20 protein-coding genes and 1 pseudogene are annotated in these 26,217 nt (G+C 67.6%); 9 read left to right on the forward strand and 12 right to left on the reverse strand.

Annotation, left to right across the window (positions count from 1 at the left end):
• Window positions 1-53: 53 nt before the first annotated feature.
• The 3 genes and pseudogenes from E3O39_RS01775 to lipB all read right to left on the reverse strand — a co-directional run bounded on the left by E3O39_RS01775 (window position 54) and on the right by lipB (window position 2,459).
• On the reverse strand, window positions 54-764 hold the full coding sequence (locus E3O39_RS01775) for a DUF4191 domain-containing protein (RefSeq protein WP_134446506.1): 711 nt from the start codon (window positions 762-764) through the stop codon (window positions 54-56).
• A 79-nt stretch (window positions 765-843) separates the two neighbouring features.
• Window positions 844-1,827, reverse strand: a pseudogene (gene lipA / locus E3O39_RS01780) (lipoyl synthase); the annotation flags it as partial.
• Window positions 1,824-2,459: a lipoyl(octanoyl) transferase LipB gene (gene lipB, locus E3O39_RS01785; protein WP_134446507.1), complete on the reverse strand. Its 636-nt coding sequence runs from the start codon at window positions 2,457-2,459 to the stop codon at window positions 1,824-1,826. The gene lipB and the pseudogene lipA, both read right to left, overlap by 4 nt.
• A gap of 169 nt (window positions 2,460-2,628) precedes the next feature.
• Between lipB and E3O39_RS01790 the strand changes: the two genes are divergently transcribed.
• Window positions 2,629-4,239, forward strand: a complete 1,611-nt coding sequence (locus tag E3O39_RS01790) for a hypothetical protein (RefSeq protein ID WP_134446508.1) — start codon at window positions 2,629-2,631, stop codon at window positions 4,237-4,239.
• Between the two features lie 56 nt (window positions 4,240-4,295).
• Here the strand turns inward: E3O39_RS01790 and E3O39_RS01795 are convergent, their stop codons facing one another.
• From E3O39_RS01795 to E3O39_RS01805, 3 genes are all read right to left on the reverse strand, one after another.
• Window positions 4,296-5,708, reverse strand: a complete 1,413-nt coding sequence (locus E3O39_RS01795; protein WP_134446509.1) for a 2-oxo acid dehydrogenase subunit E2 — start codon at window positions 5,706-5,708, stop codon at window positions 4,296-4,298.
• Between the two features lie 70 nt (window positions 5,709-5,778).
• Window positions 5,779-7,152, reverse strand: coding sequence for a dihydrolipoyl dehydrogenase (gene lpdA / locus E3O39_RS01800; protein WP_134446510.1), 1,374 nt, complete (start codon window positions 7,150-7,152; stop codon window positions 5,779-5,781).
• Window positions 7,153-7,292: 140 nt separating this feature from the next.
• Window positions 7,293-8,780: a leucyl aminopeptidase gene (locus E3O39_RS01805; protein WP_134446511.1), complete on the reverse strand. Its 1,488-nt coding sequence runs from the start codon at window positions 8,778-8,780 to the stop codon at window positions 7,293-7,295.
• A 133-nt stretch (window positions 8,781-8,913) separates the two neighbouring features.
• Between E3O39_RS01805 and E3O39_RS01810 the strand changes: the two genes are divergently transcribed.
• The 5 genes from E3O39_RS01810 (at window position 8,914) to E3O39_RS01830 (ending at window position 14,820) form a co-directional block, all read left to right on the forward strand.
• The gene (locus tag E3O39_RS01810; RefSeq protein WP_134446512.1) at window positions 8,914-9,837 is read left to right on the forward strand and encodes a proteasome assembly chaperone family protein; all 924 of its coding nucleotides are present in this window, start codon (window positions 8,914-8,916) and stop codon (window positions 9,835-9,837) included.
• A 36-nt stretch (window positions 9,838-9,873) separates the two neighbouring features.
• The gene (locus tag E3O39_RS01815; protein ID WP_134446513.1) at window positions 9,874-11,205 is read left to right on the forward strand and encodes a nitrate/nitrite transporter; all 1,332 of its coding nucleotides are present in this window, start codon (window positions 9,874-9,876) and stop codon (window positions 11,203-11,205) included.
• Window positions 11,206-11,451: 246 nt separating this feature from the next.
• The gene (locus E3O39_RS01820; RefSeq protein WP_134446514.1) at window positions 11,452-12,819 is read left to right on the forward strand and encodes an RNA polymerase sigma factor; all 1,368 of its coding nucleotides are present in this window, start codon (window positions 11,452-11,454) and stop codon (window positions 12,817-12,819) included.
• A 6-nt stretch (window positions 12,820-12,825) separates the two neighbouring features.
• Complete coding sequence (locus E3O39_RS01825) at window positions 12,826-14,088, forward strand: MurT ligase domain-containing protein (protein ID WP_134446515.1); 1,263 nt, start codon at window positions 12,826-12,828, stop codon at window positions 14,086-14,088.
• A gap of 3 nt (window positions 14,089-14,091) precedes the next feature.
• Window positions 14,092-14,820, forward strand: a complete 729-nt coding sequence (locus E3O39_RS01830; RefSeq protein ID WP_134446516.1) for a type 1 glutamine amidotransferase — start codon at window positions 14,092-14,094, stop codon at window positions 14,818-14,820.
• 78 nt (window positions 14,821-14,898) lie between these two features.
• Here E3O39_RS01830 and E3O39_RS01835 read toward each other — a convergent pair whose 3' ends face one another.
• The 6 genes from E3O39_RS01835 to E3O39_RS01860 form a co-directional block, all read right to left on the reverse strand.
• Entirely contained in the window at window positions 14,899-15,132 is a 234-nt protein-coding gene (locus E3O39_RS01835) for a hypothetical protein (RefSeq protein WP_134446517.1), read from the reverse strand.
• Between the two features lie 120 nt (window positions 15,133-15,252).
• Entirely contained in the window at window positions 15,253-16,707 is a 1,455-nt protein-coding gene (gene cls / locus E3O39_RS01840) for a cardiolipin synthase (protein WP_134446518.1), read from the reverse strand.
• A gap of 9 nt (window positions 16,708-16,716) precedes the next feature.
• The gene (locus tag E3O39_RS01845; RefSeq protein WP_134446519.1) at window positions 16,717-18,306 is read right to left on the reverse strand and encodes a leucyl aminopeptidase; all 1,590 of its coding nucleotides are present in this window, start codon (window positions 18,304-18,306) and stop codon (window positions 16,717-16,719) included.
• A 7-nt stretch (window positions 18,307-18,313) separates the two neighbouring features.
• The gene (locus E3O39_RS01850; protein ID WP_134446520.1) at window positions 18,314-18,616 is read right to left on the reverse strand and encodes an SHOCT domain-containing protein; all 303 of its coding nucleotides are present in this window, start codon (window positions 18,614-18,616) and stop codon (window positions 18,314-18,316) included.
• A 59-nt stretch (window positions 18,617-18,675) separates the two neighbouring features.
• Window positions 18,676-20,238, reverse strand: coding sequence for an SLC13 family permease (locus tag E3O39_RS01855; RefSeq protein WP_134446521.1), 1,563 nt, complete (start codon window positions 20,236-20,238; stop codon window positions 18,676-18,678).
• 46 nt (window positions 20,239-20,284) lie between these two features.
• Window positions 20,285-21,973, reverse strand: a complete 1,689-nt coding sequence (locus tag E3O39_RS01860; RefSeq protein WP_134446522.1) for an MFS transporter — start codon at window positions 21,971-21,973, stop codon at window positions 20,285-20,287.
• 291 nt (window positions 21,974-22,264) lie between these two features.
• On the opposite strand from E3O39_RS01860, the gene E3O39_RS01865 reads away from it, so the two are divergent.
• From E3O39_RS01865 to E3O39_RS01875, 3 genes are all read left to right on the forward strand, one after another.
• Window positions 22,265-23,242, forward strand: coding sequence for a helix-turn-helix transcriptional regulator (locus E3O39_RS01865; RefSeq protein WP_166787267.1), 978 nt, complete (start codon window positions 22,265-22,267; stop codon window positions 23,240-23,242).
• A 31-nt stretch (window positions 23,243-23,273) separates the two neighbouring features.
• Window positions 23,274-25,355: a type IIA DNA topoisomerase subunit B gene (locus E3O39_RS01870; RefSeq protein ID WP_134446524.1), complete on the forward strand. Its 2,082-nt coding sequence runs from the start codon at window positions 23,274-23,276 to the stop codon at window positions 25,353-25,355.
• Window positions 25,356-25,427: 72 nt separating this feature from the next.
• A complete protein-coding gene (locus E3O39_RS01875) occupies window positions 25,428-26,204 on the forward strand; it encodes an SDR family NAD(P)-dependent oxidoreductase (protein ID WP_134446525.1) in 777 nt (258 codons plus the stop codon).
• The last annotated feature ends 13 nt before the right edge of the window (window positions 26,205-26,217 follow it).

A 26,217-nucleotide genomic window follows, 5' to 3' on the forward strand; every position in this document is an offset into this window, starting at 1 on the left:
CTCGTCGTGACGACGAGGGGTTCTTGACGTGCGGAATGGATGGGTGGACGCGTCTAGTTGCCGCGCTGGGGGCGGGCCTTGGTGGGATCGACACCCTTCGGGATCGGAAGCTTCTTCGTGATCGAGCTCAGCCGGTTGTTGACGGCGAGCACCTCTGCCTTGGTCAGGCTCGGCTTGATCTTGCGCAGACGGCTCGCGAGCTTGTGCAGCGGCACGGCGTCGGAGTCTGGGCCGACGGAGAGGACCGTGACGGGCACGTGTCCGCCGAGACGGGTGACCGTGCGGCGTTCCTCCTCGAGCATGCGCGCGGTACGGGTGCGCGGGCCCTCGCTGATCAGGACGACGCCGCCGCGACCGACCGCACGGTAGACAGCGTCCTGGGTCTTGCCGTTGACGGCGATGGGCATCTCGCTGCCGACCCAGCCGCCCTTGAGGGAGCTGCGCAGCACGGCGCCGACGGCGCCGGGCTGGCCTTCGATCTGGGAATAGGCGGCTTTCTCGGCACGACGGCCGAGGATGATCAGCACCGCGAGCACCCCGGCGAGGAGTCCGGCGATGATCCAGAGGACCAGCGTGAGAACGTTTCCGTCCGTCGCAACGATCGCGACGATGATCGACGCCACGAGCGGCACGAAGAAGCCCACGAGGAGGAGCGGAACGATTTTGGAATCGTACCGCCGGGTCATCTGGAACACCTGCCACATCTGCTTGATGCGGCCGGGTTCCTTGTGGGGTTTGGGAGTCTTGTCCTTGCTGCGTGCCATGATGTCGAGTTTACCGAGTCGCCAGAATCTCCGATGACCGATTTTCGGTCGAGTCAGCGACGATGCCGCCTGGGCGGGCGACGGCCTGGGCGAAGCCGAGGGAGGCATCCGCCAGGTGGCGGAGCTCGGCGGGCACCTCGCGGTTCGTCGCGAGCATCGACTGCGCCCAGAGGCGTCCTGCCCGGTAGGAGGAGCGCACGAGCGGACCGGAGAGCACCCCGAGGAATCCGATGGCCTCCGCTTCGGCATTCAGCTCGACGAACTCCTCCGGCCGCACCCACCGGGCGACGGGGAGGTGCCGGGCGCTCGGCCGCAGGTACTGGGTGATGGTGATGATGTCGGTTCCGGCGTCGTGGAGGTCCTGGAGCGCCTGGCTGACCTCGGCTCGCTCCTCGCCCATGCCGAGGATCAGGTTCGACTTGGTGATGAGGCCGGCGTCGCGGCCCTGGGTGATCACGTCGAGGGAACGGTCGTAACGGAAGGCCGGGCGGATGCGTTTGAAGATGCGCGGGACCGTCTCGACGTTGTGCGCGAAGACCTCCGGCTTTGCCGAGAACACCTCGCCGAGCAGGTCGGGGTTGCCGGAGAAGTCCGGGACGAGGATCTCCACTCCCGTACCGGGGCTCTGCGCGTGGATCTGCCGGATCGTCTCGGCGTACAGCCAGGCACCCTCGTCGGGAAGGTCGTCACGGGCGACGCCGGTCACCGTGGCGTACCGAAGGTTCATCGCGACGACGGATTCCGCGACCCGTCTCGGTTCGTCGGTGTCGTACTCCGCAGGCTTGCCCGTGTCGATCTGGCAGAAGTCGCAGCGCCGGGTGCACTGCGAGCCACCGATGAGGAAGGTCGCCTCGCGGTCCTCCCAGCATTCGAAGATGTTCGGGCAACCGGCTTCCTGGCACACGGTGTGCAGGTTCTCGCCCTTGACGAGGTCCTGGAGCTTCCGGTATTCCGGTCCCATCTTGGCGACCGTCTTGATCCAGGCGGGTTTGCGTTCGATGGGCGATTCCATGTTGCGGATCTCGAGCCGCAGCATCTTGCGGCCCTCTGGCACGGCGCTCACGCGGCAGCCACCAGTTCCGCGGCGAAACGGGCCCGGATCGGTTCCACCAGTTGCTCCGGTGTCACCTCCCGGCCGAGGACGCGGGAGATCGTGGTGACGCCGGCGTCGCGGATGCCACAGGCGATGATGTGGTCGTAGGGTTCGAGGGAGTTGTTGCAATTGAGCGCGAAGCCGTGCATGGTCACGCCTTCGGCGACCCGGATTCCAATGGCGGCGATCTTGTCCTCGAAGCCGGGACGGCCGACCCAGACCCCGGACCGTCCGGTGACGCGACAAGCGTCGACTCCGAACCCGGCGAGGACATCGATGAGGATGCCTTCGAGGCGTCGGACGTACCCGACGACGTCGATGGGTTCGGCGAGGCGGAGGATGGGGTAGCCGACGAGCTGGCCGGGACCGTGCCAGGTGATCTTGCCGCCCCGGTCGGTGTCGATGACGGGAGTTCCGTCCGTCGGCCGCTCGTCGTCGGACGTGCGTCTACCCGCGGTGTACACGGCGGGGTGTTCGAGGAAGATGACGGTGTCCGGGCGTTCCCCGGAAACAACGGCACGATGGACGGTGCGCTGGAGCTCAAGGCCCACGAGATACGGCACGGAGTTGGCGCTTAGCCCCGCGACGAGAAAGTCGAGCATTGGGCCAGTCTAGGTCAGCCCGTCCTCACCAGCTACCGGATCGGCCGGAGTGTGCACAGCCTGTCCTGAGTGGGCTTGCCGCCGGCTCTCAGCGGGCGAAGATCGCCGCGTGACGAGACGTGCGGGAAGTCGGCGGAGTAGGACGCCTGCTGCGGAGTCCCCTGCCGTGGTGGGGGACTCCGCAGCGAAGCCAGCGGATGCCGTCGGAAACGTCGCCGGATACCGGGTGCTGAGGCGCATCGGCTCTGGTGACCTGTCCGACGTCTACCTCGGTGCCTCTGCCGAAGGCGGGATCGACGGCCAGAGGGAGGTCGTCGTTCTCAAGGTGTTCCGTGAGGTGCACGCGGTGGGCGCAGGCACCGGCGGCGCGGCGATCGACAGGGAGGTGCGCGCCCTCGAGAGCATCCCGGACGGCGGGGTGGGCCGGTTGCTGGACGTTGCGACGTTGCCGGACGGCCGGGTCTGCCTCGTCCTGGCCGAGGACCGCGGCGGGGCGCTCGGGGCGGTCCTGGCCGGCGAGCGATTGCTGGACCCGGGGGAGGCGGTCACGATCCTGGCGCCGGTGCTCGCGGCCGTTGCGCGGCTCTATGACGGGGGCTGGCTGCATCCGGGGATCAGCCCGGGTGTGATCCGGTTCGACGGTGCGGGCCGACCGGTCGTCGGGGGCCTGGGCGGTTTGCGGGACCTGCCGCCGCCGGGGCAGGACCGCGACGAACTGCAGGGCGAGGCCAGGTGCGCCTGCGGTGATGTTGTGCAGACCGTTCTCGACCGGGTCGCGAAGCGCGGGCAGCCGCCGGCCGACGCCCTGTTCGCGGCCTGGCGCTCTGGCACGTACCGGGAGGCGCTTGCCGGACTCGAGCGGGCGCTGTTCGAATGGTCTCCCGCGGCACCGGTACGGTTCGGCGGGCACGACGTCGCCCCGGGACACGGGACGTCGACGGACATCCGGGGGCGTTCCCCCGGCCAGGGTCCGCTGACGAGCCTCGAGGCCGCGCTGGACGCGCACGTCTGGCCGCTTCTGCGGGCCTGGGCGGTTCAGGTCGCCGGGACCATCGGAGGACGGCTGACGGGAATCCGGCGCGTGGTGCCTGCGCCGCGGGCGCACCGCGGCCGGGCGGCGCACTCCTTCGGACCTGGAACGAGACCGGGTCCTGAGCGAAGTCCCCGGCCGTCGACGCGCCGGGGCACGTGGACGGCCGCGGACGACCCCGCCCGCTGGCGGCGCCGAGGCCTGATCCTGGCCGGAGCGTCCGTCGCCGTCATCCTCGTCGTCGGCGCCTGGACAGCGCTCGCCCCACCGTCACTCAGCTCGGGTGCGCACCCGTCTTCGGTCGGCGCTGTTCCTCCGCGGTCTGCACTCGGGAGCGGGGAAGGGCCCGCCACGGGTCCGACCACTGCTGACCAGGTCGTCCTGCGGGGCGAGGACCCCGCCGCTGCCACCGCGGCGCTGCTCCGCATACGGGCCCTGTGCCTTGTCACGGCGGATCGGGACTGCCTTGCGGAAGTGTCCCAACCGGACTCTCCGGCACTGGCAGGGGCCAGCGCCCTGATCGGGCACGCGCCGGACGGTGCGACGGGCAGCGCGACGGGATATCCACACGACAGCAGCGCCCCGACCGTCGACGGTTCCGTACCGACGGTCGTCAACCGGATCGGGAATCTCGCGCTCGTGGCCCTGTCCGTCGGCGGAGCGGCACCCGGAAACGACAAACCGGCCTCCGTCCTTGTGGTCAAGGGCGAGGCCGGTTGGCGATTACGCGAGTTCTTCGGTGCCGGCTAGCAGAACGTGCCGGCTAGCAGAACGTGCCGGCTAGCCGGACATGCCGACTGGCCGACTCAGATGCCGAGGTTGGCTTCGAAGTCGCCCGCCTCGAGACGCTGCTTCATCGTGACGAGGAAGCGTGAGGCATCCGCGCCATCGATGATGCGGTGGTCGTAGGACAACGCCAGGTAGACCGAGGAGCGGATCGCGATGGCGTCGAGGCCACCGCTCGTCACGACGAGCGGCTTCTTGTAGACGACGCCCGTTCCGAGGATCGCGCTCTGCGGCAGGAACACGACGGGGGTGTCGAACAGTGCCCCGCGCGAACCTGTGTTGGTCAGCGTGAAGGTTCCACCGGACAGCTCGTCGGGCTTGAGCTTGTTGTCCCTCGTGCGCTGGGCGAGGTCGGCGATCTGGGCCGCGAATCCGGCCAGGTCGAGTTCGCCGGCGTTGCGCACGACCGGGGTGAGCAGACCGCGCTCGGTGTCGACGGCGATGCTGATGTTCTCCTGAGCCGGGTACACGATCGTGTCGCCGTCGATCGTGGCGTTGATGATCGGGTTCGCCTGGAGTGCTTCTGCGGCGGCGAGGGCGAAGAACGGCAGGAAGGACAGCTTGTTGCCGGTCTTCTCGAAGAAGGATGCCTTGACCTTGTCGCGGAAGATCGCGACGCGCGTGACGTCGACCTCGACGACGGTCGTCAGCTGGGCCGACGACTGCATCGAGATGACGGCGCGCTCGGCGACGACCTTGCGGAGCCGGGACATCGGCTTGGAGGTGCCGCGCAGCGGCGAGACCTCGAATGCCGGGGCGGATGCCGCGGCGGCGGCGGCCGGGATGGCTGCCGTGATGTCCTGCTTGCGGATACGTCCGCCGACACCGGTTCCGGTGACGCTGGACAGGTCGACGCCGGCCTCGTTCGCGAGCTTGCGGACGATCGGGGTCACGTAGCCGGAGGTGCCTGCGTGGGAGCCACGGGAGACGGCGGGCTCTGCCACGACGGGTGCCGCGACGGGCGCAGGCGCTGCGACCGCTGCCGGAGCCGCAACGGGAACCGGCGCAAAGACCGGTGCCGGTGCTGCGACGGGGACCGGGGCGTAGACCGGCTGGGCGACGGGTGCTGCGACCGGGGCGGGTGCGTAGACCGGGGCTGCGACGGGAGCGGGGGCGGCAGGCGCCTCGACCACGGGAGCCGCGGCCGGGGCCTCGACCACGGGAGCTGCGACCGGTGCGGGAGCGGCGGCGGCCGAACCGTCACCGATCAGGACCAGGGCGGTACCCACCTCGACGGTTTCGTCCTCCTGAACCAGGATCGCTTCGATGATGCCGGCAACGGGGGACGGGATCTCCGTGTCCACCTTGTCGGTCGATACTTCCAACAGGGGCTCGTCGACCTCGACGCGGTCGCCCACGTTCTTCAGCCAGCGGGTAACCGTACCCTCTGTGACACTCTCACCGAGTGCCGGAAGGCTAACGGATTCGCTCATGCGTTTGTCTCCTTCAAAACCATTATGTGATCTGTACTTAGCTTATAGACGGTCGGTAGCCGGGAAACGGCTACATCGCGTGGAGGGGCTTCCCGGCCAGGGCCAGGAATGCCTCGCCGAGCGCTTCGTTCTGGGTCGGGTGCGCGTGCAGGAACGGGGCGATGTCCTCCGGGTACGCCTCCCAGTTCACGACGAGCTGGCCTTCGCCGATGAGCTCGCCGACGCGCGCGCCGATCATGTGGATGCCGACGATCGGGCCGTCGTTGACCCGGACGACCTTGATCGAACCGCTCGTGCCGAGGATCGAGCTCTTGCCGTTGCCGCCGAGGTTGTACTCGTAGGACGAAACCTGGTCTGCGCCGAACTTCTCGGAGGCCTTCGCCTCGGAGTAGCCGACGGACGCGATCTCGGGGTCGCAGTATGTGACCTTCGGGATGTTCAGGTCTTCGACGATGATCGGGTTGAGGCCGGCGATCTCCTCGGCGACGAAGATGCCCTGCTGGAAGCCGCGGTGCGCGAGCTGCAGGCCGGGAACGATGTCGCCGACGGCGTAGACGCCGGGGATGTTCGTCGCGAGGCGTTCGTCCGTGAGGACGAAGCCGCGATCCATCGCCACGCCGACCTCGTCGAAGCCGAGTCCGGCCGTGACCGGTCCGCGTCCGACGGCGACGAGCAGGATCTCGGCCTCGACGGTCGAGCCGTTCTCGAGGGTGACGACAACGCCGTTCTCGTGCTGGGTCACGCTCTGGAAACGGATGCCGAGCGAGTACTCGATCCCGCGCTTGCGGAAGGCGCGCTCAAGCTGCTTGGAGACCGATTCCTCTTCGTTCGGGACGAGGTGCGGCAGCGCCTCGATGATGGTGACGTCTGCACCGAAGGACTTCCAGACGCTCGCGAATTCGACTCCGATGACGCCGCCGCCGAGCACGGCGACCTTGTTCGGGACGAAGTTCAACTCGAGGGCCTGCTCACTCGTGATGACGCGGCCGCCGATCTCGAGGCCCGGGAGGGATCGCGAGTACGAGCCGGTGGCGAGGACGACGTTCTTGCCGACGATGCGGTCGTCGCCGACCTGGACGGTGTTCGGCGCCACGAGGCGGCCTTCGCCCTGGATGACGGTGATGCCGCGTGCCTTGATCAGGCCCTGGAGGCCCTTGTACTTGGATGCGACGATTCCCTCACGGAAGGCCGTGACGGTCGCCATGTCGATGCCCTCGAACTGGGTCTTCACGCCGTACTTCGCGGCTTCCCTGCTGACATCGGCCACCTCGGCCGAGTGCAGCAGGGCCTTCGTCGGGATACACCCGACGTGCAGGCAGGTGCCGCCGAGTTTTCCCTTCTCGATCAGGCCGACGGTCAGGCCGAGCTGGACGGCGCGTAACGCTGCTGCGTAGCCACCGCTTCCTCCACCGAGAACGACAAGGTCAAAATTCTGTTCCGACACTCAGGGACTCCCTTTTATTCACATACGGGCGCTGGACACAAGCGCGTACTCACAAGCGGAAAAGCACAAAAAGTCTGCGGGACGGGAATCGATGACACCCGTGAGCCGGGCGCTTTCTTCCCCATGCCACCTCGACTGTACTACGGGCGCGAAAAGTCCTCGGCCAGACGCAGCAAAGCGCGCACCGAAACGCCGGTGGGACCCGCGTTCGTGAAGCCCCAGCCGCCTCCGGTGTTGTGCGCAGGTCCGGCGATGTCGAGGTGCGCCCAGGGGATGGTCACGGCATCGTCCCCGGTCCCGCGGGTCCCGATGAACTCGCGCAGGAAGACGGCGGCGAGGAGCATTCCGCCGGCACTCGAGCCCATCTTGGCGTTCGCTATGTCGGCGACGTCGGAGTTCAGCGTGGCGCGGAGCTCGTCGGGGAGCGGCATCGCCCACAGCTGTTCACCGACACCGGCACCGGCGGCGAGCACGCGGGCGACGAGGGCGTCTTCACCCATGACGCCGTAGTAGCGGTTGCCGAGGGCGACGATGGCGGCTCCCGTCAGGGTAGCGACATCGATGATCGCGTCGGGTTCTTCCTCACCCGCTGCGACAAGCCCGTCGGCGAGGACGAGACGACCCTCGGCATCCGTGTTGAGCACCTCGACCGTGCGGCCTCCGCGGATGCGAAGAACGTCGTTCGGGCGGATCGCGTTGCCGGACGGCATGTTCTCCGCGATGCAGAGCCACGCAGTGATGCGCACGTCGAGGGAGAGGCGGGCCGCGGCGAGCACGACAGCGAGCACCGTTGCAGCGCCGGTCATGTCGTATTTCATGCCGACCATGGAGCCGGCCGGCTTGAGGGAGAGTCCGCCGGTGTCAAAGGTGATGCCCTTGCCGACGAGGGCGATGTGACGGCTCGCGGTTTCGGGCGCGTAGCTGACCTTGACCAGGCGCGGCGGACGGGTGGAACCCTGGCCGACGCCGGCGATGCCGCCGAAACCGTCGGCGGCGAGTTCGGCCTCGTCCCAGACCCTGACCGTGACGGGCAGGTCTGCGGCGGCGGCGACTGCGCGGTCGGCGAGCGCCTCGGGGTACAGATCGGACGCCGGCATGTTCACGAGGTCCTTGACGAGGGCGACGGCCTCCGACACGACGAGGGCGTGGGCGACGGCGTCCGTTCCGTCGAGCGCACTGTGCACGGTGACGCGGCCGGCGGGAAGCCGGGTGCCCGCGAGGGACGCCTGGCGGTACTCCGTGTACGAATAGGCTCCGAGCGCGGCGCCCTCGACGACGGCGGTGAGCTCGGCGGTGCTCGCGAGCGGGAACGCGAAGGCGACGCTCTCGACGCCGGTCAGCTGGCGGACGGCGGAACCGGCGGCCGCGCGCAGGGCGTCGACACCGGCGTCCTTGCCGAGTCCGACGATTGCGATCGTGCGCGCGCCGCCGACGGATGCCGGAATGCGGACCACCTGGTCCCGTGCGCCCGTGACGCCGAGGTCGGCGAGGACGGTGGACAGGGCCGTGAACGCCGGGTCGGCGAAGAGCACCGCGGAGTCTGCGGACTGGAGCGCGCCCACGATGAGGACGTCGGCGGTTGATTCGATGGCGGGTTGTGCGGACACGGAGAGAACGGGAGCGGTCATCCTTCGATGCTACTGGCCGCCCCTGTGCGGCCCGTTCGGCCGGTGATGCCTGCGTGGCCTGTTCGCTTACGGCACTATGCGGGGACCCGCGGATTCCCACCCGGCCGCGAGGACGCGGCCTAGTGTTAACGGCATGCGCGATCCTGGTGACATCTACGAGCTGACGGCTGAATCGGCATCCGTGCCCGAGGGCCTGAACCTCGTCGCGGGCCTGACAGGGTTCGCAGACGCCGGGGGAGCGGTGGCGCAGTTCACCGAATACCTTCTCGGAAACCTCACCCACACGCTGATCGCGTCCTTCGACGCGGATGTCCTCCTCGACTACCGGGCCAGGCGGCCGATCATCTACTTCGATCGCGACCACCTCACCGGCTACCAGCCGCCGGTGCTTCGGCTCTACCTCGCGCACGACGAGATCGGCCAGCCGTTCCTGCTGCTGTCCGGTTTCGAACCGGACTTCCGCTGGGAGCAGTTCACCGCCGCCGTCCTCGAGATCGGCAAGCGTTTCCGCGTCGCAGCGACGACGTGGGTGCACGCGATCCCGATGCCGGTTCCGCATACCCGCCCGATCGGCGTCACCGTGAGCGGCACCCGCTCAGACCTGATCGAGGGCATGTCCGTCTGGCGTCCGCACACCCAGGTTCCGTCCAATGTCCTGCACCTCGTGGAGTTGCGCCTGCACGAGAGCGGCGCCGCGGTCGTCGGGTTCGTGCTGCTCGTCCCGCACTACCTCGCAGACACCGAATTCCCGGCTGCAGCGCTGTCCGCCCTCGAGAGCACGAGCGCGGCAACCGGCCTGATCTTCCCGACGGACCAGCTCCGCGAGCAGAATCGCGATTTCATCAATCGGATCGACGAACAGGTGCGCGAGAACCCGGAGCTCGCGAAGCTCGTTGGCACCCTCGAGGAACGCTACGACACCTACATGGAGGGCAGCAGCGTGCGGTCGCCCCTGACCGATGAAGATGGCGAGCTTCCCAGCGCCGACGAGATCGCAGCAGAACTCGAGAACTTCCTCGCGACCCGCCGCAGCCGCGACGACGGCACGGGCGCCTGAGCCGAGGAACGGCCCGGACCGGATAGATTGGGAGCAATGAACTCCCGTCGCTCCTGGCTCATCTTCTCCATCGGGTCGTTCGCGTACCTATCGGCAGTCCTGCAGCGCACGTCGCTCGGCGTCGCCGGAGTCGCGGCGTCTGAGCGCTTCGGCGGCACCGCCGCGCTGCTCTCCAGCCTCGCCGTCGTGCAGCTCGTGGTCTACGCAGCGGCGCAGGTGCCTGTCGGGGTGCTCATCGACCGGTTCGGACCCCGGATCCTCGTGATCGTCGGGACAACGCTGATGATCGGCGGACAGGTCACCCTCGCGTTTTCCACCGACATCACCGCCGCCGTCGCCGGTCGGATGCTCGTCGGTGCGGGAGACGCCGCCATCTTCATCTCCATGATCCGCCTGATCGGATCCTGGTTCGACGGCCCCCTTGTGCCCCAGCTTTCGCAGTGGCTCGGCAACATCGGCCAGCTCGGCCAGGTCCTCTCCGCCGTTCCGCTCGCCTGGGTGCTGCACACCTTCGGCTGGACGCCCGCGTTCCTGTCCGCGGCATCCGTCGCCGTCGTCGCGCTCGTCGTCGTGATCGTCGTGATCGAGGACCGGCCGGTGGGATCGACGGACGAGGCTCGGCCGACGAGCCTGCGGGAGGCGCTCGTGCTGCTCAAGAAGAGCTTCCGCAGGCCGGGAACGCAGCTCGGATTCTGGTCGCACTACGTGACACAGTCGCCAGGAACCGTTTTCAGCATGCTCTGGGGTTTCCCCTTCATGGTCTACGGCCTCGGCTACGACCCCGCTCTTGCCGCCTCGATGCTGATGGTGCTCGTCGCGGCCGGCATGGTTTTCGGCCCCATCCTGGGCATCCTCACCGCACGCTACCCCCAGCGCCGCAGCAACATCGTGCTCGCCGTTGTCATCCTGATGGCGGCGGCCTGGACCGTCGTCCTCGCCTGGCCGGGAACGCCACCGTTCTGGCTCATCGTCCTACTCCTCGTCACCCTCGGAATCGGCGGCCCCGGCTCCCTGATCGGGTTCGACTTCGCTCGCAGCTTCAATCCGAAACGCAGCCACGGCTCGGCCAACGGCGTCGTGAACGTCGGCGGCTTCACGGCGAGTTTCGTGATGGTGTACCTGATCGGGGTCCTGCTCGACCTTCAGAATGGCTGGCGAGTCGCCGGGGGAGCGCCGAGCAACCTGTACTCCCTGGAATCCTTCCGGGTCGCCTTCCTCGTGCAGTTCCTGGTCGTCGGGATCGGCGTCGTGTTCCTGCTCCGCGCCCGGCGCCGCACCCGATTCCTGTTGTCCCGCGACGAGGGCGTCGAGGTGGCGCCCCTCTGGATCGCCGTGGCGCGGGCCTGGCGGCGTCCGCGTTCGCGCTGAGCGTGTTCGAGAGGCCCTGAACTGGCTCGTTATATACACAAAGCATGCAATAATTGTCAATAGGGCCCGTTCTGGTCCTGGGTGCACCGTTACCAGTTGATGGTGCGCAGCCCGGGACTTGACATGGGTCCTAGTACTGCCCAAAATCCATATCTGCCCGGCTTGGCGCACGGACCGTTTCCCCCGGTTCACCGCACCTGCGGGCAGCGCCGCCGGTGCACACCCGACGGCATGAGAGGTGTTCGAATGGCAACCCGCACAAAGACCGAGCCAACCGAAGAGACCACCGTTGCCGAGACGGATGCCGCGAAGAAGGCCCCCGCCAAGGCCCCGGCCCGCAAGGCAGCGGCGAAGGCCCCCGCCATCAAGCGCGCCCCCACCAAGGCCGCCGTCGCGAAGGCAGCCGCAGCGGCAGCTGCATCCGATGCCGCCGCCGTCGCTGCTGCCGGTTCAGGCAACGACGACGATGACGACGATGAAGACGAGCACCGCACGCCGCGCAAGCGGGCCGGCGCGAAGTCCAAGGCCGGCGCGGACGACCACGACGACCTGAACGGTCACGATGAGGTCGAAGACGACCACAACGACGACGACCACGGCAAGAAGACGCCGACGGAGCCCCTCCCGAGCGGCGCGCTCGTCCTGTCCCTCGTCGACGACGAGGACGAGGTCCCCGTCTACTCGAGCGCCATCACCGGCGCAACGGCAGACCCCGTCAAGGACTACCTGAAGCAGATCGGCAAGGTCGCCCTGTTGAACGCGGCCGAAGAGGTCGAGCTCGCCATGCGCATCGAGGCCGGGCTGTTCGCAGAGGACAAGATGTCCCAGATGACCGACGCGGAAAAGAAGAGTGCGCTCGGGCGCGAACTCCTCTGGGTCGCCAAGGACGGCGCGCGCGCCAAGAGCCACCTTCTGGGTGCGAACCTGCGCCTCGTCGTCTCGCTCGCCAAGCGCTACACGGGCCGTGGAATGCAGTTCCTCGACCTGATCCAGGAAGGCAACCTTGGACTGATACGCGCCGTCGAGAAGTTCGACTACACCAAGGGCTTCAAGTTCTCCACATACGCCACGTGGTGGATCCGCCAGGCGATCACACGCGCCATGGCCGACCAGGCCCGTACCATCCGCATTCCCGTGCACATGGTCGAGGTCATCAACAAGCTCGCCCGCGTGCAGCGCCAGATGCTCCAGGACCTCGGTCGCGAACCCACGCCGGAAGAACTGAGCCGCGAACTCGACATGACCCCGGAAAAGGTCGTCGAGGTGCAGAAGTACGGCCGCGAACCGATCTCCCTGCACACCCCGCTCGGCGAAGACGGCGACAGCGAATTCGGTGACCTCATCGAGGACACCGAGGCCGTCGTCCCCGCGGACGCCGTCGGATTCACCATGCTGCAGAAGCAGCTCGAGAGCCTGCTCGACTCGCTCTCCGAGCGCGAAGCCGGCGTGATCCGGATGCGCTTCGGCCTCGGCGACGGCATGCCCAAGACGCTCGACCAGATCGGTGACACCTTCGGAGTGACCCGCGAGCGCATCCGCCAGATCGAATCCAAGACGATGGCCAAGCTGCGTCACCCGTCGCGGTCGCAGTCACTACGCGACTACCTCGAATAGAATCCCGTGCGCTATGCACCGGCAATCCTGGTCGGCCGAACTGTGCGGGTCCTCGCGCGCTGGCGAAAGCCGGGCGGGGGATCCGCGGTTCCCGGCCTCGTCGTCAACAAGATCGCTCCGGGGTTCCTCGCGAGCGTTCTGAACGGCTTTCCAGACGGTCTCGTGATCGTGTCCGGCTCGAGCGGCAAGTCCACGACCACCAAGATGCTCGTCGCGGCCCTCCGTGCGCACGGCGTCACGGTGTTCACGAACCAGTCGACCGCCAACATCAGCCAGGGACTCACCTCCGCCCTGCTCGAGGAGGTCAGCCTCACCGGTCGGATCCACGGTGACATGGCCGTGCTCGAAATGGATGAGGGGCACGGCGCCCTCATCTCGGCGACGCTCAACCCCCGGGTCGTGGCACTGACGAACGTCATGGTCGACCAGATCGACCGTTTCCACGACTCCGACATGGTCGTGGCCATGCTGGCCAGGATCGCGAACCGTGCGAGCGGGACCGTCGTCATCAACGCAGACGACGCGTCCCTCCTCGGCCTCGTCGACCACCTCGACGGCCCGGCCGCCGTGGCCCGCTACGGTGTGACGGCGGAGATCCTCGCGGAGAACCCGCGCGGTCTCGGCTACAGCGTGACCGCGTCCGAGCGGATGCCGCCGGTCGGCGGCATCCTGCTCACGCGCGTCTCCGGTCGCTCGGCTTCGGTCCTGCTCGACGGCCGGTCCTTCGACCTCGGCTTGCCTGCGCGCGGCGTGCACTACGCCGTGGACGCACTCACCGCGATCGCGGCCGCCCGGGCCGCTCTCGGGGACCGCTTCGACGCGGCAACGGCCTGCGCCGCCGTATCCGCGATCCCGCCCGTCTTCGGCAGGGGCGAGATCGTCACCGTCCGCGGCCGCCGCGTCGAGTTCGTGCTCGTGCAGAACCCGGCGAGCTTCCAGCTCAACGTCGACAGCCTCGAACCCGGCCTCGACCAGGTCCTGGTCGCTATCGGGTCCGATGTCCGCGATCCGTCATACTTCTGGCCGGTCGACACCTCCGGCCTCGGCCGGGTGCTGATCGCGTCTGGATCGAAGGCCCACGACATTGCACTGCAGCTCGCATACGACGGGGTTGTCGTCGACCGGATCGAGCCAGACCTCGGCCGGGCACTCGACGACTTCCTGGCCCTGCCGGATCCGGAGCACGGCATCAAGACCATCATCTTCTCGGCGGATTCGATGCGGCGCACCCGCGCACACCTCGGCCTCGCCTCGAACCGGGAGGGTTGAGCCATGCGCGCACTCACGATACTTTCCGTGCTTCCCGAACTCCTCGACACCAACGGGGACGCCGCCAACGCACGCGTGCTCGCACAGCGCGCCCGCTGGGCCGGCTTCGACGCGACCATCGTGCCGGTCGGGTCGCTCGAGGAACTCCCGAGCAAGGTCGACGCGATCGTGATCGGTTCCGGAAACGACTCCGACCTCCTGGCGACGCGCGATCTCCTGGCCCCCCTGGTCAATGCTCTGCGCGCGTGGACAACGGCGGGCGTTCCCGTGCTCGCGGTCGGAACCGGCTGGGAACTCCTGAGCTGGGGAGTCGAACTCGCGGACGGCAGCGTCGTCGAAGGTCTCGGTCTCGTCGCGGGGCGTGCTGTCCCGCTCGCGGAGCGTGCGACGGGCGACCTTGTTGTCGAATCAGCGTTCGGCCGGCTCGTGGGCTTCGAGAACCACGCCCGCAGCTACGTCGGAGCGGAGGCATCCCTTCTCGGCCGGGTGCTCAGCGGCGTGGGCAACGGGGCGAAGACGGAGGGTCTCCGAATGGGGAGCTTCCTCGGCACGCACCTGCACGGTCCGGTCCTCGCCCGCAATCCGGGTCTGGCGGACCATATCCTCTCCGCAGCCGTCACGCGGGCAGGCGGCGTCTATGTGCGTTCGGAGCGCGCAGCTGCCGCCGATGCGATCGCGGAGGCCGCGACGGCCGTCGTGGTCTCCACCCTCAGCCTCGACGCGGACTCCTAGAGGCACAGCGGACAAGAAAACGGCGCCGCCGCGACCTCAGTCGCGTCGACGCCGTTTCCGGTCGTACTGCCTGTCGCGTTACGAACGCTGGTCTTCGAGGAGCCTGCTGGACTCGTCGTGCCAGCTGTCCGCGATGGCGGAGAGTTTTTCCTGGTGCTTGCGACCGTGGTGGGCGCAGAACATCAGTTCGCTGTTGTTGACGCTGACGCGAATGTACGCCTGCGCGCCACACGCGTCACACCTGTCGGCGGCCGTGAGCTGGTGCGTGGCGCTCTGGTTTTCGATGGCACCATGTGCTGCGATCTGGGACATTTTTTTCCTCCTCCAGACTGATACCAAGCGATACCAATTGAACTTGGTCCTATACAAACACGGCCGAGCCTCGATAAGGAGTCGATTCGGTTACATTTCGCTTACCGCGTAGCGGATTGCTCACTGCAGTGAGGAGGTGAGTCGCGCCAGGCTGTCACCGATTTTCTGGGTGACCGGCCGTGCGAGCCAGTCGGCTAGTTCGAGCCTGACGCTGTTGGCCCGGTAGCCGTCTTCGACGAGCCGCATGCCGGTTGTGAAGTCCCGTCCGTGGACGAGCACCGAAATCTCCATGTTGAGACGGAATGAGCGGATGTCCATGTTGCTCGATCCGATCACGGCGATGTCATCATCGATCGTGAAGTGCTTGGCATGCAGCACCGTCGGGGCTCGGTACAGGTAGATGGAGACGCCTGCGCGCAGCAATGCCTCGTAGTACGACCGCTGGGCGTGGTAGACGAGGGCCTGGTCTCCGACAGCGGAGACGAACAGCTCGACGTCGAGTCCGCGCGACGCCGCGGTGATGATCGCGAGGAGCGTGGACTCCTCCGGCACGAAATACGGGCTCGTGATACTCACCCGGCGTTCGGCCTTGTGGATCAGCAGGGCGTAGAGCTTCAGGTTGTTGTCGTTCTCGAAACTCGGCCCGCTCGGGACGACTTGCGCGTCCAGGTGCTCCACCCGGGGCTCGAGCAGCAGCGGGGTCGTGTCGAGCGGGAGCAGGGCATCTGTCTCGCTGTACCAGTCGGTGACGAAGACGGCGTCGAGCTCCCGGACGACCGGCCCGTCGAGCCGCACCATGAGCTCGTGCCAGCGCAGGCCTCTCGCGAGATTCTTCTTCTTCAGGTAGGTCGGGTCGATCAGGTTCTGCGAACCGGTGAACCCGATCCGACCGTCGACGACGACGAGTTTGCGGTGGTTGCGCAGGTCGGGTCGTTGCCAGTGCCCGCGCAACGGCCGGAGCGGGAGCATGGCGTGCCATTCGGCGCCCATGTCCGACAGGGCGGCGAGTGTCTCGGCCCGCCGGGGCAGGAGGAACCCGGAGAGATGGTCTGAGAGCACCCGGACGGTGACACCCCGCGCGATCGCCCGGCGCAGCGCGTCGAAGAACGGCTCCGTGACGCTGTCGAGCACGAGGATGTAGAACTGGACGTGCACGTACTCCGTCGCGGTGTCGACGGCCGCCGTCATGGCAGCAAGGGATCCTTCGTAGTCCGGAAGCAAGGCGGCTCGGTTGCCGCCGACCATGGGCAGCGCACCGAGGTTGACATTGAGCTGGACCGCGGACGGCAGCCACTGCGGCCACTGTTCGCGGTGGCTGACCTGGTGGAACCCTTCCGTCCGGGACAGGATGAGTTCGTTGACCTCGCGTTGCTTGTCCCGCCGAGGGGCGGGGAGCCGTCCGAACCCCACGAGCAGGAACGCGACGGCTCCGAGGTAGGGGATGAAGACGATCGTGAGTACCCAGGCGATCGCGCTCGCGGGCGACCGGTTCGCCGACACGAGCACGGTGGCCGTGAAGCCGACGATCACGTGCACCATGATCAGGACGAGAGCGACGGTTTCGAGATCCTGCATCCGGGTGCCTCAGCGGGTGTTCCGGGTCGGCGCGATGCTGTCCGCCGCGAAGTTCAGTGCGAGGTCGATCAGCAGCCGGGTGCCGAACCCCGTCGCCCCCTTGGTATTCCATAGCTCGTCTGTTTCCGACTGCATGGTACCCGCGATGTCGAGGTGAGCCCAGGGCACGTCCTTGACGAACTCGGCGAGGAACAGGGCGGCGGCCGTCGCCCCGGCGTACTTGCCGCCCATGTTCGACAGGTCGGCGACGTCGGACTTCAACTGGGGTCGGTAGCGGTGTTCGAGCGGCAGTTGCCAGATCGACTCCGCCGTAGCGCGAGACGCGGCGATGGCGCGGTCGACGAGGGCCTGGTTGTTTCCGAAGACGGCGGCCGTGTGCGTGCCCAGGGCCATCAGCGCGGCCCCGGTGAGCGTAGCGACGTCGATGATCGCGTCCGGATTCTCCTCGCCGGCCAGGACCAGGGCATCGGACATGACGAGGCGGCCTTCCGCGTCGGTGTTCTTGATCTCGACGGTGGTTCCGCCTCGGATGGTGAGGACGTCGCCGAGCTTCATGGCGGAGCCGCCCGGCATGTTGTCCGTGCACATCAGGAAGGCGGTCACCGCGGACGCGCAGTCCAGGGCGCGGAGTGCCGTCATCATGGCCAGGACGGCGGCGGCGCCGGCCATGTCCATCTTCATCAGCAGGTGCATCGGGTCGGAGGGCTTCAGCGAGATCCCGCCGGAGTCGTACATGATGCCCTTGCCGACCAGCGCGAGGTGGGCGGGAGGCGCCTCACCGTCCGTTGGCGCCGCACCGACCGTTGGCGGGGGAGAGTACGTCACCTTGATGATGCGTGGCTCTTCGACGCTTCCGGCATTCACGCCGAGGAGACCGCCACAGCCCAGCTCGATGATCTGCTGCTTGTCGAAGACATCGATGGCCAGCCCGTGTTCGAGGCCGAGGCCGATCGCGATGGTGCCGAGATCGGTGGCGGTGAGGTGACTCGGCGGAGTGTTGGCCAGGTCCCGGGCGAGATTTGTGGCGCGTGCGGTGATCTCGCCGACACGGACCCCCACGCGAGCCTGATCCGCGACCCCGGAGCCGGTACTCGGGGTGTCGAGGACGATGTCGAGGGTGACGAGCGCGCAATGGTCGGAGGAAGGCTGCAGCTCGACGTATCGGTAGCGGGCGAGCAGGACCCCTTCGACGACCGCCTGGCCGACGGTCGCAGCGTCGAGGGGGAAGGTGTCGCCGATCGCGAGTGCGATCCGGGGATAGCGCTGGGCCGCCCGCGCGAAGGTGGCCGCGACGTCGCGCAGGAGATCCGCATCCTGGGCATCCGCGGGTCCGGCACCGACGACGATGAAGATCGGACCGTTCGGTTGGGGGAGAAGCAGGGTCTGCCCGATGCTGCCGGTGAAGCCGGCAGAGACGAGGGTGGCCCGTTCGGCACCCAGCGTCAGGGGAAGGGGGCCATCCGGGCCGATGAGGAATCCGACGGCGTCAAGACCGACCGGCACCTCGGAGACGACGAGGATTCCGACAGCGGAGGCCGGAGTCTGGGATGGCGTCCGGGTGAACGATTCCGGGATGAGTTTGTATGTGCCGAGGGACATGCGCGGTCTACGCGATCGCCTGGGCCTTGAGCAGGGCGAATTCCGCATCGGTGAGGGCGCCGGCAGTGTGCAGCGCAGCGAGGCGCTCGATCTTGCTGATGATGTCCTCCTGGGGTGCCGCTAGCGGGACGGCGACAGGCGCCGTCGCAGCGATGGGCGCAGCGACGGCCGGGGCGGCTGCCGCAGCGGCCGCCTGCTTGCGTGCGGCGGAGCCGTGAACGGCATTGCTCGTCGCGGTTGCTGTTCCGACGATGACGGCAGTGCGTGCCGCACTTGCCGCGAGTCCGCGTGAACGTCGTCCGAATGCCATGGTGTTCCTCTCGAGTGGTTTAACCGGGGTGGTGTTCGTGGTGTTGTGGTCGGGTCAGGTCAGGGGTGGAAAGGCCAGAAGACTGGAACCAGGAAGGTGGCAACGGCGACGAAGAGCAGCAGGAGGGGCAGCCCGAGCTTCCAGTAGTCGCCGAAGCGGTACGCTCCAGGCCCCATCACCATGGTGTTCGCCGGGGTCGCGACCGGGGTGAGGAACGATGCTGCCGCTGCGACCGTGACGCCCATCAGCAGGGGGAGCGGTGAGATCCCCGTTTCGGTTGCGATCGCGATGGCGATCGGACCAAGGATGAGTGCTGTGGCCATGTTGCTGATCAGCTGCCCGAGCACGCTCGTGACGACGGCGATACCGAAGAGCAGCAGATAGGGGCTCGAGGTGCCCACTGCGGCGACGAGCCCGTTCGCGATGACGTCGGCAGCGCCGGAGACCTGGATGGCGGTCGACAGCGGAATCATCCCGCCGACGAGGATGAGGGTCGTCCAGGAGATCGAGCGGTGCGCCTGGGAGACCGTGAGCACGCGCAGGAGGACCATCGCCGCCGCAGCGGTCAGGGCTGCAACCGCCGCAGGCACGATCCCGGTGGCAAGCAGGACGACCATGCCGGCGAGGATCACGAGGGCGGTCGTTGCGCGCGGGCCCATCGGCACGGCCTGGCGACGGATCAGCTGGGGTGCGTCGACGACGACGACGTTGGGGTCTGCGGTGTTCCGGTCGAGCGCCTGCCACGGGCCGCGCAGCAGCAGCACGTCTCCAGCGGCGAGGACGGCATCCGTCAGGTCCTCCCCGCTCCGCTGGATCGCGATGACGACGAGTTCCCCACTGTCCGTCACCATTCCCGTGAAGACGCTTTCACCCACGAAGGACGAGCGTGGTGCGATGACGACCTCTGTGACACCGTTCTTCCGGCCCAGCAGGCTTCCCGCGTCCGCGAGAGAGTACTGGGCTGCGAGGGTACGCGCGTGGTCGCTGAGATCCTTGGGCGCGACCTGGGCGGTTCGGTTGGGCAGGAGCCTCGGGCCGAGGAACACGGTGATCAGGATGGTTCCGACGACGAGCGGGAGGCCGACGAGGCCGAATTCGAAGAATCCGAACGGTGCATGGCCCGTGCTGACCGCGAGCTCGGAGACGAGCACATTGACCGGGGTTCCGGTCAGGACGAGAAGCGACCCGGCATGTGCGCCGAAGGCGAGTGGCATCAGCATCTGGGAAGGAGGCTGCCGAATCCGGATCGCGAGCACGACGACCATCGGGAGCAGGGACGCGACGGCGCCGTTGACGCTGATCAGGGCGGTGACGACCGCAACGAGCAGCATCACGAACGTCACGATGATGCGCCGGTTCGTTCCGGTGCGTTTGGTGAGCTGCTGGCCGGCCCAGGTGGTCACCCCGGTCGCGTCGAGTGCTTCGCTGACGACGAACAGGGCGGCGATGAAGACGATGACCGGGTCGCCGAACCCCGCCAGGGTCTGCTCGAAAGAAATCACCCCGGTCAGGAAAAGCGACAGCGCAACGCCGATGGCGACGATCTCCGCGGGAACCGCGTTCCAGACGAAGAGCACGATCGCGGCGAGAAGCACGAGCAGGGTGATCGAGATGTCGTTCACGGCTGCGCCCCAGGATGCCGGTGAACGGCGTCGCCGCGTGGCCTGCTCATGACCGGGAGGCCGGCCGTTCCAGGCCGTCCTCGTCGTCGTCCGGTTCCTTGCCGCTCGAGAGCGCCGCGGGGATGTCCCCGGGAATGTAGTCCGGCATCCGCCCGGCCGGGATGATCGCGAGGAGTGCGATGCCGGCGAGGCCGAGCAGCGAGATCTGCAGGGCACGGAGCCGCGCGTCCTCGTTGATGGCCACGGCCTCTGCAACCTGCTCCGGGGTGGCGGATGTCTGGCTCAGGACCGACTCGAGGTGGTCGTTGGTGACGAAGTTCACACTGTCGAGGGGCACTTGCGCGACCAGTTCCGGCGGCAGGGCCTGGCTGCTCGCGACACTCGACGCCACGATCGCGCTGAGGATTCCGACGGCGAAGACGCTCGCGACGGCGATGCCGACGCTCCCCGAGATGTTGTGGACGAGGCCGCGCCAGGCGCCTACGTCTCCGGCGAGGCGTTTCGGGGCCGCGGAGAGCAGGGTGTTGAACACGAGCGCCACAATCGCCCCCTGGCCGAGGCCGAGGATGATGAGGCCGATGACGACGGCGAACTGTTCCCATTCGTTCCGGATCGTGAAGGCGAGGATCACCAGCCCGAGGGCGACGACGACGAACCCCACCCGGGCGATCTGGTGCGGCGGGTACCGCTTGTACAGGGTGGCCACGACGGAGCTGGCGATGAAGATCGAGAGGGTGTACGGGATGATCGAGATCGAGGTCTGGAAGCTCGACCGGCCCTGCACGATCTGGATGTAGAGCGGGATCAGGAAGTTCGCTGCGGTTCCCACGAACAGCATCGCCGCCATCGCGAAGGTCGTCGCCTTCTCGGATCCGGACTTCAGCACCTCGAGGTCGAAGATCTGCGGCAGGTGCGCGGCCTTCCTCCGGCGCAACCACACGAAGAACGCCTGCCCGCCGATCGCCCCGAGGAGGATCAGGACCGGCGCAGGGGAGACCCCCAGGACTGTGAAAGGCGCGCTGGGCGTGGCCAGGACCACGCCCCAGGAATTCAGGCCGCTGAACCCGAAGCTCAGCAGGATGATGGACCCCGCAGCGAGGACGGCGCCGACCCAGTCGATCACGACGGCGGGCTGGGACGGCACGACCTTCAACCGGAAACTCAGCAGCAGGTTCACTGCCGCGAGCGCCACGATCAGGGCGAAGGAATACCGCCAGCCGATCGTCGACGCGAAGGTACCCGCGATGAGGAGCGCGAGCACCCCGGCCGCGGGGATGGCCGCCGCGAGGAACCCGATCGAGCGGGCCTGCTGCTCACCGGAATAGTTCGCCGCGATGAACACCACGAGCGCCGGCGCGATCAACGCGATCACCGCACCGGACGCGGCCTGCGCGATGAACAGCATCGTCGGACTCACACTCACGGCAACGGCCGCCATCGCGAGTCCATGGATCACGACTGCGATCTGGAACACCCGGCGGGACCCGAACTTCGCACCCAGCTTGGCACCGAGCAGGATGAACGCCGCCATCGCGAACGTGCCCGCGGTGATCGCCGTCCCCACACTCGTCGCTGGAGTGTTCAGATCCGTCGTGATGCCCTGCATCGACACCGTCAACGCATTCACCGCGAACGACGCCTGAATCTGCGTGAGCACGACCACGACCAACGGCAACCACGACGCTGCAACGGCAGGGCGGGTGGCACCCCCGGGTACGACGGTCTCTGAGGACATCCTTCACGCTCCCAACTGGGTTTCCGACTGGTTCTGTCTGGGTCTGTCCGGCGAATTCTTGTCAGACTAGGGCCACTGATCCGGCGTCCAGCAGAGTTGGCGCAGGACTGCGCTTGTGCTGGCGCAAGAACGCCGTGCCGGGTCCGGAGCTGTCAGGCGACAACCCGGAGTTCTTCCGCGTTGCATTGTGTTCCCGTTTGGGGGGCGATAGCCTGCGGTTCTGGAATGGATCGCAGGTCTGCGTCGCAGCGGGCCGCGCGGAGATCGCGCAGCAGAAGTGAGGGGTTTCAGATGTGGGTGCCGGTGTCCAGCGACGCGGTGCGGCATCTCACCGTTCAGTCCGGCATCCCGGTTCCGCTTCCCGACGACGCTGTCGGCTTCCTCGCGCAGCGCCTCGAGGTTCCGGCCTCTGACGTGTTTCATTTTTCGGCGATCAGGAAAGCGATCGGCAGCACGACGGTGACGCTCGCCACCCAGTCGGCCTTCCGCTACACAGGGGGCACCGATTCCACCGCGGGGGTCCTGCACGTCGGTTTCATGCTCAATGGCAGCATGACGATCGGACTCGGTCAGCACCCGCCCCAACGGTTCAGCCCGATCAGCGCATACGTGATGCCGGCGGGGGTCGCGTCGTCCGTCCAGACGACGGAGGTCACGCGCGGACTCGGCATCCAGCTTCCCCAGGCCCGCCTGATAGCGAGGGGGATCCAGCTCGAGGGTGAACGCCTGCGCCTCGAACGCTCGGCGTCTCTCGCCGCGCCCCTGCGGGTCCTGGCGCTCGCGGTCGTCGAAGCGGCCTGGACGCCGACGGCCATCGGAGTGTCTGTCACAGAGAGGACGATCGAGGACCTCGTGGTCGGCATGTTTCTGGAGGGCGAGGGTTATGCCATGGACAGCGCTGACCTCCGGGCGGGCCTGCGCATGCGCGCCGTCGCCCACATCGAGGCCAGGCACCGGAACCGCGATCTCAGTCCTGCTGTCGTTGCCGCCCAGCTGGGGATCTCCCTGCGGCACCTGCAGCGCGCGTTCGAGGGCGGGGGCAGTACTGTCGCCGCGGAGATCAGCCGGTGTCGCGCGGAGTCTGCCGCCCAGCTGCTGCTCGCACCGCGCACGGCGGGGCTGACAATCGCCGACATCGCAACGCGTTCCGGATACACGTCCGCTTTCGAGCTCCGCGCCGGGTTCCGCGCACGGTATGGCGTCCTGCCCTCCCAGTACCGCATCGGCGGCATCGCCCTGCCGGAGACACGAGCGTCCGGACGTGCGTAATCCCCGGTCCCCGGCCAGTATTCTTGGGACGGTGAGTTCTTCTGACTATTCCGCCCGCCACCTCTCGGTCCTCGAAGGCCTCGAGGCCGTGCGCAAGCGCCCCGGCATGTACATCGGCTCGACCGACTCCCGGGGGTTGATGCACTGCCTCTGGGAGATCATCGACAACTCCGTCGACGAGGCGCTCGGCGGATTCGGTGCCGGAATCGACATCGTGCTGCACCCGGACGCGAGCGTCGAGGTCAGCGACACCGCCCGCGGTATCCCCGTTGACATCGAACCGAAGACCGGACTGACCGGCGTCGAGGTCGTCTTCACCAAATTGCACGCCGGCGGCAAGTTCGGCGGCGGTTCGTATGCGGCGTCGGGTGGACTGCACGGAGTCGGCGCATCCGTCGTGAATGCCCTGTCGGAGCGCCTCGACGTCGAGGTCGACAGGGACGGCAAGACCTGGGCGATGTCCTTCCACCGCGGTGAACCCGGACTGTTCGCCGACACCGGGGAGAAGAGTCCGGACGCCCCCTTCACCCCCTTCGAACACCAGAGCGAACTCCGTGTGGTCGGCAAGGTCCGTCGAGGCGTCACGGGAACCCGTATCCGCTATTGGGCGGATCGGCAGATCTTCACCAAGGGCGCGACGTTCCAGACCGAGGAACTGCTCGAACGGGCCAGGCAGACGGCGTTCCTCGTTCCCGGGCTCGCCTTGTCGATCGACGACCGCCGTGGCGATGAGCCCGTTGTCGAGGTATTCCGGTTCGAGGGTGGCATCTCCGAGTTCGTCGAGCACCTCTCGACGGATGCCGCGATCACGGACACCTGGCGCCTCACCGGCCACGGCACGTTCACCGAAACCGTTCCTGTGCTGATGCCGACGGGTGCCATGGTCCCGACCGAGCTCGTCAGGGACTGCGCCGTCGATATCGCGCTGCGCTGGGGGACCGGCTACGACACGATCGTCCGCAGTTTCGTGAATATCATCGCGACGCCCAAGGGCGGCACCCACCAGGCCGGATTCGACGCCGGGCTGATCAAGTTCCTCAGGGCCCAGGTCGAACTCAACGCGCGTAGGCTCAAGATGGGTTCTGACAAGCTCGAGAAGGACGACGTGATGGCGGGGCTCACCGCCGTGCTCACCGTGCGTCTGCCCGAGCCGCAGTTCGAGGGACAGACCAAGGAGGTCCTCGGAACGCCCGCCGTGCGCGCGATCGTCGCGAACGTCGTCGCCCAGGCGATGAACGAACGCTTCGTGTCCACCCGGCGCGACGACAAGACGCAGGCGGCCGTGCTGCTCGACAAGATCGTCGCGGAGATGAAGTCGCGCATTTCCGCCCGTGCCCACAAGGAGACGCAGCGGCGCAAGAACGCCCTCGAAAGCTCCTCCCTGCCCGCGAAGCTCGTCGACTGCCGCAGCAACGACGTGCTGAACAGCGAACTGTTCATCGTCGAAGGCGACTCGGCGCTCGGCACCGCCAAGCTCGCGCGCGACAGCGAGCACCAGGCCCTGCTGCCCATCCGCGGCAAGATCCTGAACGTGCAGAAGGCATCCGTCGCCGACATGCTCTCTAACCTCGAGTGCGCCTCGATCATCCAGGTCATCGGCGCCGGCTCCGGCCGCAGCTTCGATCTCTCGGCGGCGCGCTACGGCAAGGTCATCATCATGAGCGATGCGGATGTCGACGGGGCGCACATCCGCACCCTGCTGCTGACCCTGTTCTTCCGGTACATGCGCCCGATGATCACAGAGGGGCGGGTGTTCGCCGCGGTGCCGCCCCTGCACAGAGTGGTCGTGATGAACCCGGGCTCGAAGCCCAATGAGACCATCTACACCTACTCGGAACCCGAGCTGCACAGCGTGCTTGCGGCCCTGAAGAAAAGCGGAAAGCGGTACCAGGACCCGATCCAGCGGTACAAGGGGCTCGGCGAGATGGACGCGGACCAGCTGGCGACGACGACGATGGAGCGCTCGCACCGGATGCTCCGCCGCGTGCGGGTCGCCGATGCCGAGCAGGCCGGCAAGGTCTTCGAACTCCTGATGGGCAACGACGTCGCCCCGCGCAAGGAGTTCATCATCGAAAGCTCGGACAAGCTCAGCAGGGACCGCATCGACGTGTAATGCCTGTTCACGGTGATATGGTCGCCGCACACTGCCGGCACTGGCGCCGGCACAAGGCGGAGGGCATTCCAGATGAGCACCCAGGCGGACCAGGCAGGATTCCAGCAGGCACGGTTCACGGGCCGGACCGTCATCGTGACCGGGGCGGGCAGCGGCATCGGGAGGGCGACGGCGCTCCGGCTCCTCAGCGAGGGCGCCCGCGTCATCGCCGCCGATATCTCGGCGGAGCGTCTCGCGGCTCTGGAGCAGAGCAGCGGCAGCGGGGAGCTCGTCGGCGTGGCCGGCGACGTGAGCCTGCAAGCGGATGTCGACGCGCTCGTGCTGGCCGCGGGACCCACGGTCGACGGGCTGGTCAACAATGCCGGGATCATGGACTCGTTCCTCCCGACGGCGGAGATCACCGACGAGGTGTGGGAGCGGGTCTTCCGGGTGAACGTGACCTCGCAGATGCGGCTGATGCGTGCCGTGCTGCCCGGCATGGTCTCGGCCGGTTTCGGGCGGATCGTGAACATCGCAAGCGAGGCAGGCATCCGCGCGGGAGCATCGGGCACCACGTACAGCGCGTCCAAGCACGCCGTGATCGGACTGACCAAGAGTACGGCGTTGTTCTACGGGCCGAAGGGGGTGCGCTGCAATGCGGTGGCGCCCGGCGCGGTGAAGACGAACATCGAGGCTCCGTTCCTGTCCGCGTGGGCCGCCGAGCGTCTCGGACCGATCATGCAGACGACCATTCCGGCCCCTGCGGAGCCGGAGGAGCTGGCCGCGTCCATTTGCTGGTTGCTGAGCGAGGACTCGCCCAACGTCAATGGAGCCGTCCTGATGTCCGACGGCGGCTGGTCGACAATCTAGCGAACGCCGGTCT

This window comes from Cryobacterium sp. MDB2-A-1, assembly GCF_004402675.1.
Classification (GTDB): Bacteria; Actinomycetota; Actinomycetes; order Actinomycetales; family Microbacteriaceae; genus Cryobacterium; species Cryobacterium glucosi.